Below are 13,248 nucleotides of genomic sequence, written 5' to 3'. Positions count from 1 at the left end.
GAGATTAATATGAGTAAAAAGACATGGATTATTGGTGGAGCTGTTGTTGTAGCACTTATTGGGGCTACAGTTATTGGACGTAGCTTAACAGGAGATAAAAAAGCAAAATCAGATTCTGGAAAGGTAACAACATTAAAAGTTGCCCATACTCAAAACTATGTTCCTTATGATTTTGTTGATAAGGATGGTAATTCTGATGGCTATGAGGTAGCTGTATTAAAGGAAATTGATAAAAAGCTTCCACAGTACAAATTTGAATATACTGGAACAAGTGATGATGATCTTTTGATTGGTTTAGAGTCAGGTAAATATGACATTGGTACTAAGGGTGCGTGGTACACAGATGAACGTGCTAAAAAATTTATTATTCCTAAAGATCCAATTGGAGCAAGTATTATTGGATTTACCATTCGTAAGGATGATAAAGATAAATATAAAAATATCTCTGATTTTGCAAAACAAAATGGTCGCTTGGTGCCAATCTCACCACAAAATGCTCAGTGGAATGTTATCAAAGACTACAACGATGAGCATAAAGATCAACCAATCGAGTTAACATCTGCGGAATCTTTCCAAGTTTCAGATGCCTATGCATGGGTTCTGGAAAATCGTTATGATGCTTACTTTGATATTAAATTATCTTTTGAAAAGGCTGTAACTGATAAAGATGGTGCGTATCATCAATATGCAGATAAATTGACTTGGTTCCCTTATAAAGGAATTCCAACCTATCCACTCTTCCATCGAGATAGTAAGAACGAAGAGTTTTCAAAAGAATATACTAAGGCTATCAAGGAACTAAAAGAAGACGGTACACTTGAAAAGTTATCTAAAAAATACTTTGGTGAGGATGTCTTCTCATACGTAGACAAATAAGTAAATTGTAACGTCGTAAAAGTATGATGTTTTGATAAGCTTCTGAAGTGAGTTTAGTTAGGAGAAAATATGGTCAATTATGACATTTCAAAAGTTTTTGGAGCATTACCTGAAGTCATAAAGGGCTTACCAATGACATTATTGGTTATCATATTAACGACTTTACTTGGGTCGTTATTAGGAGGATTAATTGCTTGGGCAAGCCTTTCCAAGGATAAAGCTTTGGAGAATTTAGCTAAGGGATATGTTTTTATCTTACGCTGTACCCCACCTATTGTGCTATTATTCTTGGTATTTTACGGAGTTCCAGAATTTCTTAATTGGTGGTTGGGATTAGATATTAATAATTGGTCCAAATTGATATTCGTTCTTGTGACCATGGTTCTCCTATTCTCAGCAATGATATCAGAAGTGTTTAAAGCGGCTTATCAAGCAATTCCTAAAGGACAATTAGAAGCTGGGCTTAGTATTGGGCTTACTTCTGAACAAACCTTTGTAAGAATTATTGCCCCTCAAGCATTTAAGGTTGCTTTACCAAATATTACAACAGCTATACTTAATCTTATGCGCGATGCAGCTTTGGCTTATACAATTGGTTTTATTGATGTTATGGGCAAAGGGAATCTTTTGATTAGTCGCCATTTAGGAAATTATTCTTTGGAGACTTATACAGCTGTTGCCCTTGTTTATTGGGGAATAGCGTTAATTCTATCGTTGATTTCTAGGATAACAGAACAACAATTGAGTGTAAAAGAGAGGTAAATAATGAATATTACTTTTATAATAGATACCTTTATCAAGGCTTTATATGGTGTTCCGGTAACCCTGGGAATCATGGTTGTGGCAATTTTATTGAGTTTTCTACCTGCTTTATTTCTCGCTTTAGGGCAGATTTATAAGTTGAGAGGTGTCAAGACTTTTTCAATTGTTTATCTTGCATTTATTCGTGCAACACCTCCAATTCTGTTAATTTTATTTTTTTATAGTTTGTTCCCTAGTTTGTTAAATCAATTTTTTAAAGGAATTGGGAGTCACATAGATGTCTTCAAAGTTAATCCGCTTTACTATGCTTTTATTATCTATAGCTTGATGACGACAGGAAGTTTATCGGAAATCATTCGATCAGCATTACAAACTGTTGATAAAGGTCAACTAGAAGCTGCACAAGCCATAGGTTTAACAACAAGACAAGCTTATCTGAGAATCGTTTTTCCTCAGGCACTTAAGTCTGCTCTTCCCAATTTGTGTAACTTAGTTATCAATATTGTGAAAGGAACGTCACTTGTCTTTGTTATGACGATAAAAGATATTACCGCAATTGCACGAGTTGAAGCAGCATATGGATATCAATATTTTGAATCTTATTTTGTCATCTTCATTTTATATTTAATCATTTGTGGTATTATTCAAGTTCTCTTTAACCTTGGAGAAAGAAAATTGCAATTTACATAGAGGGAGTCACTATGCTAGAAGCTAAACATATATCAAAAACATTTGGAGATCGTCAGGTTCTTGTTGATGTTAATCTACAAGTGAAACAGGGAGACGTGGTTGTCATCTTGGGACCATCAGGTTCAGGAAAAACAACTTTCTTACGTTGCCTTAATCACTTGGAGAAAGCAGATGGAGGTCAATTAACAATTTCGGGTAAGGACTACTCTTTGGATAAGTTATCAAAGAAAGATATTTTAGATATCCGAAAGAAGACAGCTTTTGTATTCCAACACTACAATTTATTTGCAAACAAGACTGCCATCGAGAATATCTTGGAAGGTTTAGTGATTGCTAGGAAAGTTCCTAAAAGTGAAGCGCAACAGATTGCTGAAGAAGCACTTAAAAAAGTTGGTCTTCTGGATTTTAAAGATTACTACCCATCACAACTTTCAGGTGGACAACAACAACGTATTGGTTTAGCCAGGGCTATAGCAGTTAAGCCGGAGGTTATCTTATTAGATGAACCAACATCAGCCCTTGATCCAGAACTAGTTGGGGATGTTCTGGATGTTATGAAACAACTTGCTCATGAAGGAACAACAATGGTAGTTGTTACTCATGAAATGGGGTTTGCACGAGATGTAGCTAATCATGTCGTTTTCATGGATGGTGGTCATGTCATCGAGGAGGGGAGTCCAAAAGACATTTTTTACAGACCAAAAGAAAAACGTACACAACAATTTTTGGCACGTATTCTTTCTGATGCTAGTTATGATTTGGAATATATGATTTGATTCATCATTGATAAGTTATAATTAGAGTATATAATTCTTGTATAAATAAAATAGGCTGAGGTTATTTCTCAGCCTATTTTTAGTTTCCTAAATGTAATGTTAGTTTATATGGTACTTAACTCCCACAAAAAACCAAGACTTTCGTCTCGGTTTCAGGTTTCATCTCATATTAAGACACCACATGTCCGTCTTTGTCGAAGGTATAGAGTTTACCATCGATGAGGACAGAGCGGTTTGTGTATTTTTCACCTGTTTTAGGGTCGAAATAGTAGGTGTAATTATCAACTGTGACGAAGCGTCCTAGGACTTGTTTGCCTTTAGCGTCGAAGTAGAGGACCTTGCCATCAACTTCTTGGAAGCCGGTCACTTTCTCACCCTTGTCATTGTAATAGTAGTTGTCGCCTTTATCGTAGACAATACGATTGCGGTAGGCAGGTTCACCCTTGCGGTCAGTAACCACGCCATTGTCATCAGCGTTATAGGCTCTATCTCCAATGACAAAACGTCCTGTTTCAAGGTTTCCGCTAGCTCGGAAGTAGTAGTCCTTGCCGTCGATGGTTTGCCAACCAGTAAGAGCAGCCCCGTCGTTACCATAGTAGCGTGTTGGGTAGTATGGGAAGCGTGGAGAACCTTCGTAATTATATGATTTTGAAAAGGCGTTGCGTGTCATGATACCAGTCAATTGGTCAAATTGGTATGTCTTACCGTTGATTGTAACCTCTGTGCCTTTGGCTTGACGGCCATCTTCATAGAAATAGTAACTGACGCCATCAAAGGTCTTCAAACCAGTGACTTTTTGGCCATTTTCATAGAGATAACTTGTACCGCTAGGATCCGTCTGCAATTGGTCAAAGTGGATGGCTTTTTCTTTTGTCGCATCAATACCCTTGGCATCAAAATTAAAGGTCACACCGCGATAGGTAAGGGCTTTGTTAGTTGTTGCAATGGCAACGTTTGTGGTCACTTTTTGACCATTTGGTGCTGTGAAGGTCATAGGTGTTGAGTCGAAATGGTAGAGGTGTCCATTAAGAATATCCCATTCATCAAAAGTTGACCATTGTGATTGGCGGACGTTACTATATTTAGATCCAATAATCTTACCATCATATTGATAAGGACCTTCTTTGATTTTACCATCAGCATCTGTGATATAGACGCCTTTAAGTTCATAATCATTTTCACCAGTACGCTTGAATTCAGGATAGAGACCGTTTGTCAAGAGTTTTCCATCTGGGCTAAAGAGCTGAGAGTTGACGACTCCTGTGTAGAGACCCCCTTTAAAGGCATCATTATCAGAATAGTCGCTAGCGTAGTAACGGTTGCCATCAACTTCAAACCAACCTGTTTTGAAGGCACCATCACTTCCTGCGTAGTAGATAGTTTCAGAGAAGTCACCGTAATGGTCAGTGGATGTATCATGATAAAAGGCGTTGCGAAGAACAGCACCAGTTTCGCTGTTAGCGAAATACTGGTTATCACCTAGGGTAAAGAAAGCACCTCGGATTTGTTGGCCCTTATCGTTAAAGTAGTAGAGGTCCTTGTTAATGGTTTGGAAACCAGTGACCTTTTTACCATTAGCATCATAGTAGTACCATTCTTGATCGCTACCTTGAACAAATTGGTTTCGATTTGTGGTTTGGTCAGATTTAGTCGTCGCCACACCATTATTGTCAAAATTATAGACCGTACCGTTTAAGGTAAGTGAACGATTAACCCACTTTTCACCTGTATTTGGGTCCAAGTAGTAGGTTTTACCGTCAACAGTAACCAGTTGTCCCTTGGCTTGGACACCATATTCGTGGAAATAAAGGTTCTGACCGTTAATGGTTTGGAAACCAGACACGGCTTTACCATCAGATCCGAAGTAGTACCAAGAGTTATCTCTATTAACGAATTGGTTAGTTACTGGATTTCCATTATCTTTATCTAGATAGTAGATATCGTTATCGTAGTAAAGGAAGTCCCCTTTGACTTGTTGTCCACTATTATTGAAGTAGTGAAGGTTGCCGTCCACCGTTTGAAAACCGTGAAGCGCTTTACCATCTTTACCAAAGTAATACCAATTCCCTTTATCATCAGAAACATAACGACTGGTTACCATAATACCAGCCTTAGGATCAAAGTAGTACTGTTGTCCGTTTAGGTTTTGAACGCTTGTCTTATAGTCGGATTGGCTACGGTCTAGGAATTCGGTTTGGAAACCAAATGGGGCTGAGAAGCCTTTAGTTGCCTTGTAATTGTCGAAGTAGTACCAGTTATCCGATTTATCTGAGACAAAGACAGAATCAGGTTGATTACCAGTAGCATCAAAGTAGTAAAGATTACCATTCTCGGTAACAAAGTCATCTTTTACCATCTTGCCATCTTTATCGAAGTAGTAGTAACCAAAGTATTTATGGTTTGCATAATCAAGATATTGGCGACCTGTCACACGACGTCCATTGTCTTTATCGAAATAATAGCTATCACCATTAATAGTAACGATTTCGTTTTTAGCTTGTCGACCGTCTTCGTGGAAGTAGAGGTTAAATGTATCAATGGTCTGAGCACCAGTGACGGGTTTTCCATCTTTGCCGAGGTAATACCAGTTGTGGTTATTATCTTCGATAAACTGGTTGCGTTTGTTCGTTTCAGGGAGAACTGCTGTCAAACGACCTTGGACATCAGCATTGTAGGCTTGACCATCGATGTTGATAGAGGTATTGGTTACCTTACGTCCATTGGCCTTGTCATAGTAGAAAGATTGTCCATTTTCAGTGATGATCTCGCCCTTGGCTTGCTTTCCATCCTCGTGGAAATAAAGGTCGAAATGGTCAACGTTTTGAGCACCTGTTAGATTTTTCCCATCTTTAAGGTAGTACCAGTTGCCTTCAGCATCGCTCTTGAATTGACCGCCAGAAACGACAGTAGTTTCAACAGATTCTGGTGCTTGACTGTTTACTTCAGTGACTGTGCTAGCTGTTTCTGAAGTTGAAGTAGCAGTTCTCGTTTCGCCACTAGCCAAATTGTAAGTGCTACTTGTTTGCTCTTCCTTAAGGACTGGCTGCTTATCAGCTGTGACAGTAGCAGTTGTATCAGCTGCATTATTGGTTGCGACTTGATCAGCTTTTGTTGTATCTACAGTTGTTTCTGTGACGACAAAATCAGGATCTTGGCTGACGCTCTCGGATGTGCTTGCTGAGGTGACTTGATTCGCAGCTTGTTCGTCGGCAGAGACACCAACTCCAATCAATGAGGCACCAAGTGCCAAACCAGATACGGCAATGGTAACCCATTGTTTTTTCACTTTATGAAGTTTAAAATGAACTTTATTTTCCATAAAAGTTCCCCTTTTCCTTTTAATGCCACCATTCTAACATCTTTCATTAGAAGAATCAAACGCATTCATAATATTTTCATGTTTTTTTCTAAAAATTGAAAATTCTTTCGAGATAAGGATTTTAGAAACAAAATGAATGTTAAAGAACCACTTTAGCAAGTTTCTTTTGATAGAGATGTATGTAAAATTAAAAAGCAAGCACTGGGAGTCCCCATTTTCGGTATAGCATTCAACAATAAAAGTATAAAAATACAGAAAGGGGCCCTTTTAGGCCAAGATATATGGTATAATAGTTCGGTATTTCGCAAAAAATGGAGTATAAAAATGAGTATTTTTCGTAAAAAGGATGTTGGTCTCGCTCAGACTGAGATGAAACGACATCTGACCCTTAGGGATGTAGTCCTTCTGGGAATCGGTGCCATGGTTGGGACAGGAATCTTTACAATTACTGGTACCGCAGCATCGACTCTAGCTGGTCCTGCTCTGATTATTTCGGTCTTGATTTCAGCCGTGTGTGTTGGGATGTCAGCTATTTTCTTTGCTGAGTTTGCCTCACGTTACCCATCGGCTGGTGGTGTTTATGGTTATCTCTATGCTGTCTGGGGGGAGTATCCTGCCTGGATGGGTGGCTGGTTGACCATGATTGTCTTTATGAATGCTGTATCCAGTGTGGCCTCTGGTTGGGGTGCCTACCTCAAGGGGCTACTGGCTAGCTTTGGTCTTAAGTTGCCTCAAGCCATCAGTGGACCTTTCAATCCCAGTCAGGGTACTTACATTGACCTCTTGCCAGTCTTGGTCTTGGTCTTGGTGACAGCTCTTCTTCTCATGAATTCTAAACAGGCTTTACGTTTGAACTCCCTCTTGGTAGTACTCAAATTTTCAGCCTTAGCGGTCTTTGTCTTAGTGGGTCTCTTCCATTTGAATCCTAGCAACTGGGCAGATTTTGCACCATTTGGCTTTGGACAAATTTATGGAGGAAAGACAGGAATTATGGCGGGTGCTTCCCTCATGTTCTTTGGTTTCCTTGGTTTCGAGTCTATCTCTATGACAGTAGACGAGATTAAAGAGCCGCAAAAGAACGTTCCTCGAGGTATCGTTCTTGCCTTGATTATCGTAGCTTCACTTTATGCAGTGGTTTCGCTGGTCTTGACAGGAGTTGTTCACTATACCAAGTTGAATGTTGATGATGCTGTGGCTTATGCCCTTCGCTATATCGGTATTTCTTGGGCAGCCAACTACGTATCAGTGGTTGCTATTATGACCTTGATTACGGTATGTATCTCAATGGCCTATGCCCTTAGCCGTATGGTTTATAGCCTGGCGCGTGATGGTTTCCTTCCTCAAACCTTCCAAAAGGTTTCAAAGACTAATAAGGTTCCACATCATGCGACGCTTTTGACAGGTGTTTTGTCAGCTATCTCAGCAGGTATCTTCTCTTTGGCCAATATGGCATCCTTGGTTAACATTGCGACCTTGGCTTACTTGGTCCTCTTGGCTATTGCCCTCATTATTCTTCGTAAGGACAAGGGCTTGCCACAGAAGGATGAGTTTAAGGTTCCATTTGTTCCTGTCTTGCCCATTATTTCAATTATCGTCTGCCTCTCCTTTATGAGTCAGTACAGTTGGCAGACATGGTTAACCTTTGGTTTGGCAGTGCTAATTGGGTCAGCGATCTATGCCTTTTACGGTTACAAACATTCTAAGTATTAAGATGAAAACGTTAGGTCTGATGATCTAGCGTTTTTTGATATAATGGAAGGAGAGTAAAAGCAGGAGTAGATTGATGAAATCAGACCAGATGTGGCAAGCCTATAAGATTTTAAATCAGACAATCGGAGATAAGATTGATGCCTGGGCCTTTGGCGTGGAAGCAGATTATTTGGCAGAACTCGTATTGATGGGGCAAAAGACAGCAACCAGTTCAGCTTTTGACTTGTATGCAGTGGGGAATGAACCATTGCCCAAGGAAAATGAACTGAGCGTCATTCTTGATAGTAAGGAGAATGCTATTTGTATTATTGAAACGACGAAAGTTGAGGTCATCCCATTTAAAGAGGTTTCTAAAGACCATGCCTACAAGGAAGGTGAAGGAGACCGTGGGCTAACCTATTGGAAAGAGCTTCATGAGAATCTCTTTAGCAATTGGTTGGAAGAGGTTGGATTACATTTTAGTCAGGACAGTCTAGTTGTTTTAGAAGAATTTAGAGTAGTTTATCCTAGAGATTGAAAGTTCCCAATATCTTGGGGACTTTTTTACTTTAAGGAAAGATTAACCTTTCTTTAAGTCTTGTCTTAGGTTTCTTGTGTTTAATAGAGGCGTCTCAAAAGTAAGAAAGAGGTCCAACATATGACATACAAAGATACAAAACAAACACAAGAACGTTATGCCATTAAAAAATCATCAAAATGGAAAACAGCAGGATCAGTCCTAGTAGCTAGCTTAATTTTTGGTAGCTCGGTCGTCCTAAATGAAAATAAGGTTTCAGCCGATGAGACGAACACTGAATCAACACTCTCAACGGTTACGACGTGTGAAACCACTGCCGATTTGATTGAAGAAAGTACTCAGACCAACAATACATCAGAAACTACTGAAACAAGCACAGAATCGGCTACAAGTACTTCAACTGCGGCTTCAACTTCAGACACTGATTCGTCAACAATAAGTACAACAAGTACGACAGAGGACACGCCTGCTACATCAACAAGCAGTGAAACATCTGATCATTCAAGTACTTCCGCAACTCCAGAAGCAAGTTCTTCTGAAACTGCTGAAAGCACAACTGAAGAGACTTCAGATACAGCAACGACCACTACAGAAGAAAACACTAGCACTAATACAAACACAAATACCACTGAAGCGACGGCCTCAGAAACGGCTTCTGTTCTAACTAACAATTCTTCTGATACTGCTTCTGAGGCAACGACAACTGAGTCTGAAGATAGTGATTCAGAAAGCTCAACGACAACGATTACTTTCAATGGAACAACCGTGGTAACAAGTGATAGCGGTACTGTCACAGTTGATGGAACGACAATTACCATCAATCAAGCAGGATCATACACTTTGACCGGAAATGGTTCAAGCTATACCATTATTGTGTCAGGTAGCGTGACAGATCCAGTTACAATCTACTTGGATGGTGTGACCTTAACGGATTCGTCTATTACTTCCAATTCTTCAGCAGAATTGACTGTTAATGTCCTTTCAGACAGTTCTATTTCTTCAACATCTGCTAATGCAATTGAAGCAGCGGGAGCCTTGACCATTACCAGTGGTACTGGAAGTAGCTTGACCCTTTCAAGCACTGAAAAGCACGCCATCAAGGCTGACAGTGTAACGGTTGACTCTGTAACACTTGATTTGACTTCTGAGGCAAAGGATGGTATCAATGCGACGAAAGCTGTAACTATTAAAAATGCCACAGTCAACATCACGGCAACTGATGACGGTATTCAGGTCGAAGACGAAACAGATGTGAACAGTGGTGATTTGACGATTACCGACTCAACGGTAACCATTAATGCAACTGATAAAGGTATCACGGTTACAGATGAATTGACTGTCGAAGGCAATTCTAAAGTAACAGTTGTAGCAGGTGACGAAGGCCTTGAAGGGCGTTATATCAATTTGACAGGTGGAACCGTTGATATCACTGCTGGTGATGACGGTATTAACGCCACTGAGTGGACGACCAAGGACAGCGCTGATACTTCAAGCTTAACCAATTCGACTTCTGACTTGGAAAATGAAGTGGGCATCAATATTGACGGTGCAACGGTAACTATCTTGGCAGATGGTGATGGTATCGACAGTAACGGCAATGTGACAGTGAAAAGTGGTTCTCTCTACGTCGCTCAGACAAGTGCAGATAATGCTGCTATCGACTACGATGGAACAGGTATTATTTCTGGCGGTACTGTATGGGCTATTGGTAACCAAGGAATGGCTCAAGCCTTTACAACAGGTTCAAGCCAGTCTTATATCATGGCCAACATCTCTGGTAGTGCTGGAGATACCATCACAGTTACAGATAGTTCTGGAAATGTTGTAGCGACCACAACAGCAACAACTTCATTTGGAAATGTGGTCTTTAGTACCGAGAGTCTAACTTCGGGTGAAACCTATACCATTACGACATCAAGTGGTGCTAGTGTGACTGCAACAGCTACTGAAGAAGGCACAAACAATGGTCCTGGTGCTGGTGGCATGGGCGGCTTCCCAGGTGGTGGTTTTGGTAATAGTTCAATGTCTGATAACTTCGGAGGCTACGGCGGACCAACTAGCTATGGTGGCAGCTCTACAAATACGGGTACCGTCAATACCCCATGGGGTCAATCTGCTTCGACAAGTTCTGAGAATACAACTAGCACAAGTAGTACAAGTTCAACAAGCCAGACGGCTAATACTGGACGTCCTACCCCATCAAACTTTGCTAGTCAAACAAGTAACTCAACGTCTCCAAATGTGAGTACCACAACTTCTACGACTGCTAGTGTCACAATGTCTCCAACTGCGAATGCCTCAGCCTCTGCGACTGCTAGCAATTCAGTAGCAAGTAATGCGAACCAAGCAGATGTAACTACTTCAGCAACGACAGCCAGAAGCACAAGCCCATCAGGTCAAGGTTCATCAACGACTAGAGCTGCAGAGCCTGAAGTACGATCACTTATATCTGAAGTAGCAGTTGCCAATCAGTCAGCAGAAGCACAGCCTGAACAGGCAACTACCAATACATCAAGCAGTGCCCAACAACAAGCTCAAGAGACTGCTGAGAAATTGAATAAGATTCTTACTCAAAATCAAACTTCTGAAGCAGCAAAAGGTCAGACAAGAGAAGTTTCAAGTCAAAAGGAAAATGTAAGCTCAGTCGTACAAACTAATCTTGCTCAGAAACAAAATACCCAAACAAGCTCTAAGGCTAATCAGTCATCTAAAAGTTCACAAAGCAATCAAACAAGTAAATCAAGTCTACCAAATACTGGTGATGTGAGCAGTTTGGGACTAGGTGCATTAGGGGCTGTACTTATGACAACATCATTTGCAATTAAAGGAAGCAAGCATTCTCGTAAGTAATTCTAGTTAAGAACATAAAGAAAAACAGAAGCCCTCTTCAAAAAAGGAAAAGAGCTTCTGTTTATTTATTATTATTTTTTAGAAAAAGCATTTTTAAGGCCTTCAACAGCACCTTCAACGCCTTCTTTAACATCTTCGATACCGTCTTTTGCTTTTGCTACCACTTTTTCAACAGCACCTTCGACTTCAGTCTTTTTGTCGCCAGTCAGTTTACCAGCACCCTCTTTAAGAGCGCCTTTAGCTTGATTCAATTTATCTTCGATTCCCATAGTAGAACCTCCTTTTTATGATGAGACCATTGTAGACAATATTAAACGGTAATGCAAGTGATTTGTTTAATAAGTAACGACATTAATGTTTCCTTTATCGTATTCAGCAATAAAGATATCCGAAACGTTTTCATATCCTAATTTTTGAAGCTCTTCATTTAACCAATCTTCCGTTTTACCAATAGTATCAAGAATTTCTGTTTGAATGACCCCATCAGTAATGATTGTATATTTTGGATTTTCATCGCCAGAACGGACCACAATCAATTGGCCGTTCTGTTCAATAACTGCACGTTTAACCTCTTTGAGTTGAAAAATTCCTTGAGAACGTAATTTTAAAGCGACATCAGAAGCTGAAAGTCCTATAGAGCGACAAGCTTCAGGATCTAGTTGACCCTGTTTGATGATGAGAGTTGGTTTACCGTCAATCAAATGTTTGATGAAGCGAATATTGGTGATGAGCCATTTAAGAAGTAAGATCAAAATAGTCCAAATAATCAGGATAACAAAGTACTGAAGGATGGAAACGGTACTATTATAAATTGTACCACCGATGATTCCACCAAGAACAAAGTTCTGTACTTGGTCAGCAGCTGAGCTAGGTGCTAGGTTTCCTTTACCTGTTAAATTGATAACAAAGACGAGTGAAATAAGCCCCAAAGCTAGTTTAATTGCAACAGCAAGATAAAAAGATGTCATTTTTTAACCTCCACGAGTTCAACATCAGACTTGTAAAGTTTTATTTGTTCTAGCAAGTAGCTGTCAGGTTCTGAACCTGAGATGGCACGATAGTATTTGTTTCCAACTTTGAGGATAGCATCATCTGTAGTAGTAGAAGTATTGACATAAACTTTACTCTTATCAACGTCGAGATTTTTAGACACAATCTCGATAAAGTGAAGAGATGCTCTAAATTGGTCATTGTTTGATTGATTGCTTTGGAAATTACTGATAGCAATTAGAACCACGGCAACTAAGGTTAAAATAGAAATAATAGAGAGTTCACGAAACTTAGTATCATGGCGTTCTTTGAAGGCCTTAAAAGCAAATACGCCGGTCACTAAAATAAGTCCTGCAGTAATGGCAACCATAACCCAGTTTTGTTGGCTAATCTGATTTAGCACATAGTCGTAGGAATAGAATTTCATTGAGAGATTTCCTTTCATAATATCTCTAGTATTATTATTATAGGTTAAAAAGTCTTTAAATTCAATCAGTCTATCCGAAAAATGAAGGAATGAGTAGGATTCTTAAAGGAAATTTGCTATTGAAATGACTTGCAGCCATTAAGCCAAATTTTGTGATTTCTTTAAGGACTTTGTTGATATTTTCACAAATTATGCTTATAATTGAGGTAATCAACAATCAGAACTTGCCTAAATTTTTCGAGAATCAGAAGTCTGGTAACTTAAAGAGATTGGTTATTTTATGTAAGACTTCACTGTTAATCTCTAAGAGAGTCAACACCTTTTCTTGAAT

11 protein-coding genes are annotated in these 13,248 nt (G+C 39.5%); 7 read left to right on the top strand and 4 right to left on the bottom strand.

Annotated features, from left to right (window positions below):
• The first annotated feature begins 9 nt into the window (after positions 1–9).
• From NYE32_RS06435 to NYE32_RS06420, 4 genes are all read left to right on the top strand, one after another.
• Positions 10–876, top strand: a complete 867-nt coding sequence (locus NYE32_RS06435; protein ID WP_002885359.1) for a transporter substrate-binding domain-containing protein — start codon at positions 10–12, stop codon at positions 874–876.
• A 69-nt stretch (positions 877–945) separates the two neighbouring features.
• Entirely contained in the window at positions 946–1,638 is a 693-nt protein-coding gene (locus tag NYE32_RS06430; RefSeq protein ID WP_073685789.1) for an amino acid ABC transporter permease, read from the top strand.
• Between the two features lie 3 nt (positions 1,639–1,641).
• Entirely contained in the window at positions 1,642–2,328 is a 687-nt protein-coding gene (locus NYE32_RS06425; protein WP_104021142.1) for an amino acid ABC transporter permease, read from the top strand.
• Between the two features lie 11 nt (positions 2,329–2,339).
• Positions 2,340–3,104 carry an amino acid ABC transporter ATP-binding protein gene (locus NYE32_RS06420; protein ID WP_002885262.1) on the top strand — a complete coding sequence of 255 codons (765 nt, stop codon included), beginning with the start codon at positions 2,340–2,342 and terminating at the stop codon, positions 3,102–3,104.
• 169 nt (positions 3,105–3,273) lie between these two features.
• Here NYE32_RS06420 and NYE32_RS06415 read toward each other — a convergent pair whose 3' ends face one another.
• Positions 3,274–6,423, bottom strand: a complete 3,150-nt coding sequence (locus NYE32_RS06415) for a KxYKxGKxW signal peptide domain-containing protein (RefSeq protein ID WP_156685342.1) — start codon at positions 6,421–6,423, stop codon at positions 3,274–3,276.
• A 324-nt stretch (positions 6,424–6,747) separates the two neighbouring features.
• Between NYE32_RS06415 and NYE32_RS06410 the strand changes: the two genes are divergently transcribed.
• From NYE32_RS06410 to NYE32_RS06400, 3 genes are all read left to right on the top strand, one after another.
• Positions 6,748–8,133 carry an amino acid permease gene (locus tag NYE32_RS06410; RefSeq protein WP_002891257.1) on the top strand — a complete coding sequence of 462 codons (1,386 nt, stop codon included), beginning with the start codon at positions 6,748–6,750 and terminating at the stop codon, positions 8,131–8,133.
• Positions 8,134–8,206: 73 nt separating this feature from the next.
• The gene (locus NYE32_RS06405) at positions 8,207–8,650 is read left to right on the top strand and encodes an ASCH domain-containing protein (protein ID WP_201042803.1); all 444 of its coding nucleotides are present in this window, start codon (positions 8,207–8,209) and stop codon (positions 8,648–8,650) included.
• Between the two features lie 120 nt (positions 8,651–8,770).
• Positions 8,771–11,500 (top strand): carbohydrate-binding domain-containing protein, encoded by a 2,730-nt coding sequence (locus tag NYE32_RS06400; RefSeq protein WP_339156893.1) that lies wholly within the window; start codon positions 8,771–8,773, stop codon positions 11,498–11,500.
• A 71-nt stretch (positions 11,501–11,571) separates the two neighbouring features.
• On the opposite strand, the gene NYE32_RS06395 is transcribed toward NYE32_RS06400, so the two are convergent.
• The 3 genes from NYE32_RS06395 to NYE32_RS06385 form a co-directional block, all read right to left on the bottom strand.
• On the bottom strand, positions 11,572–11,769 hold the full coding sequence (locus NYE32_RS06395) for a CsbD family protein (RefSeq protein WP_008534959.1): 198 nt from the start codon (positions 11,767–11,769) through the stop codon (positions 11,572–11,574).
• Positions 11,770–11,835: 66 nt separating this feature from the next.
• Complete coding sequence (locus NYE32_RS06390) at positions 11,836–12,468, bottom strand: DUF421 domain-containing protein (protein WP_339156892.1); 633 nt, start codon at positions 12,466–12,468, stop codon at positions 11,836–11,838.
• The gene (locus tag NYE32_RS06385) at positions 12,465–12,917 is read right to left on the bottom strand and encodes a DUF3290 family protein (protein ID WP_195519996.1); all 453 of its coding nucleotides are present in this window, start codon (positions 12,915–12,917) and stop codon (positions 12,465–12,467) included. Before NYE32_RS06385 ends, NYE32_RS06390 begins: the two co-directional genes overlap by 4 nt.
• Between the last annotated feature and the right edge of the window lie 331 nt (positions 12,918–13,248).

It is taken from the genome of Streptococcus sp. FSL R7-0248 (assembly GCF_037967965.1).
Classification (GTDB): domain Bacteria; phylum Bacillota; class Bacilli; order Lactobacillales; family Streptococcaceae; genus Streptococcus.
This window is presented reverse-complemented; position numbering and strand designations above follow the sequence as displayed.

What these genes read in the sequence shown, in the direction of transcription:
- NYE32_RS06425 (WP_104021142.1), top strand. Translation starts at nt 1,642, where the DNA reads ATGAATATTACTTTTATAATAGATACCTTTATCAAGGCTTTATATGGT.
- NYE32_RS06400 (WP_339156893.1), top strand. Translation starts at nt 8,771, where the DNA reads ATGACATACAAAGATACAAAACAAACACAAGAACGTTATGCCATTAAA.
- NYE32_RS06410 (WP_002891257.1), top strand. Translation starts at nt 6,748, where the DNA reads ATGAGTATTTTTCGTAAAAAGGATGTTGGTCTCGCTCAGACTGAGATG.
- NYE32_RS06385 (WP_195519996.1), bottom strand. Translation starts at nt 12,917, where the DNA reads ATGAAATTCTATTCCTACGACTATGTGCTAAATCAGATTAGCCAACAA.
- NYE32_RS06390 (WP_339156892.1), bottom strand. Translation starts at nt 12,468, where the DNA reads ATGACATCTTTTTATCTTGCTGTTGCAATTAAACTAGCTTTGGGGCTT.
- NYE32_RS06430 (WP_073685789.1), top strand. Translation starts at nt 946, where the DNA reads ATGGTCAATTATGACATTTCAAAAGTTTTTGGAGCATTACCTGAAGTC.
- NYE32_RS06395 (WP_008534959.1), bottom strand. Translation starts at nt 11,769, where the DNA reads ATGGGAATCGAAGATAAATTGAATCAAGCTAAAGGCGCTCTTAAAGAG.
- NYE32_RS06415 (WP_156685342.1), bottom strand. Translation starts at nt 6,423, where the DNA reads ATGGAAAATAAAGTTCATTTTAAACTTCATAAAGTGAAAAAACAATGG.
- NYE32_RS06435 (WP_002885359.1), top strand. Translation starts at nt 10, where the DNA reads ATGAGTAAAAAGACATGGATTATTGGTGGAGCTGTTGTTGTAGCACTT.
- NYE32_RS06420 (WP_002885262.1), top strand. Translation starts at nt 2,340, where the DNA reads ATGCTAGAAGCTAAACATATATCAAAAACATTTGGAGATCGTCAGGTT.
- NYE32_RS06405 (WP_201042803.1), top strand. Translation starts at nt 8,207, where the DNA reads ATGAAATCAGACCAGATGTGGCAAGCCTATAAGATTTTAAATCAGACA.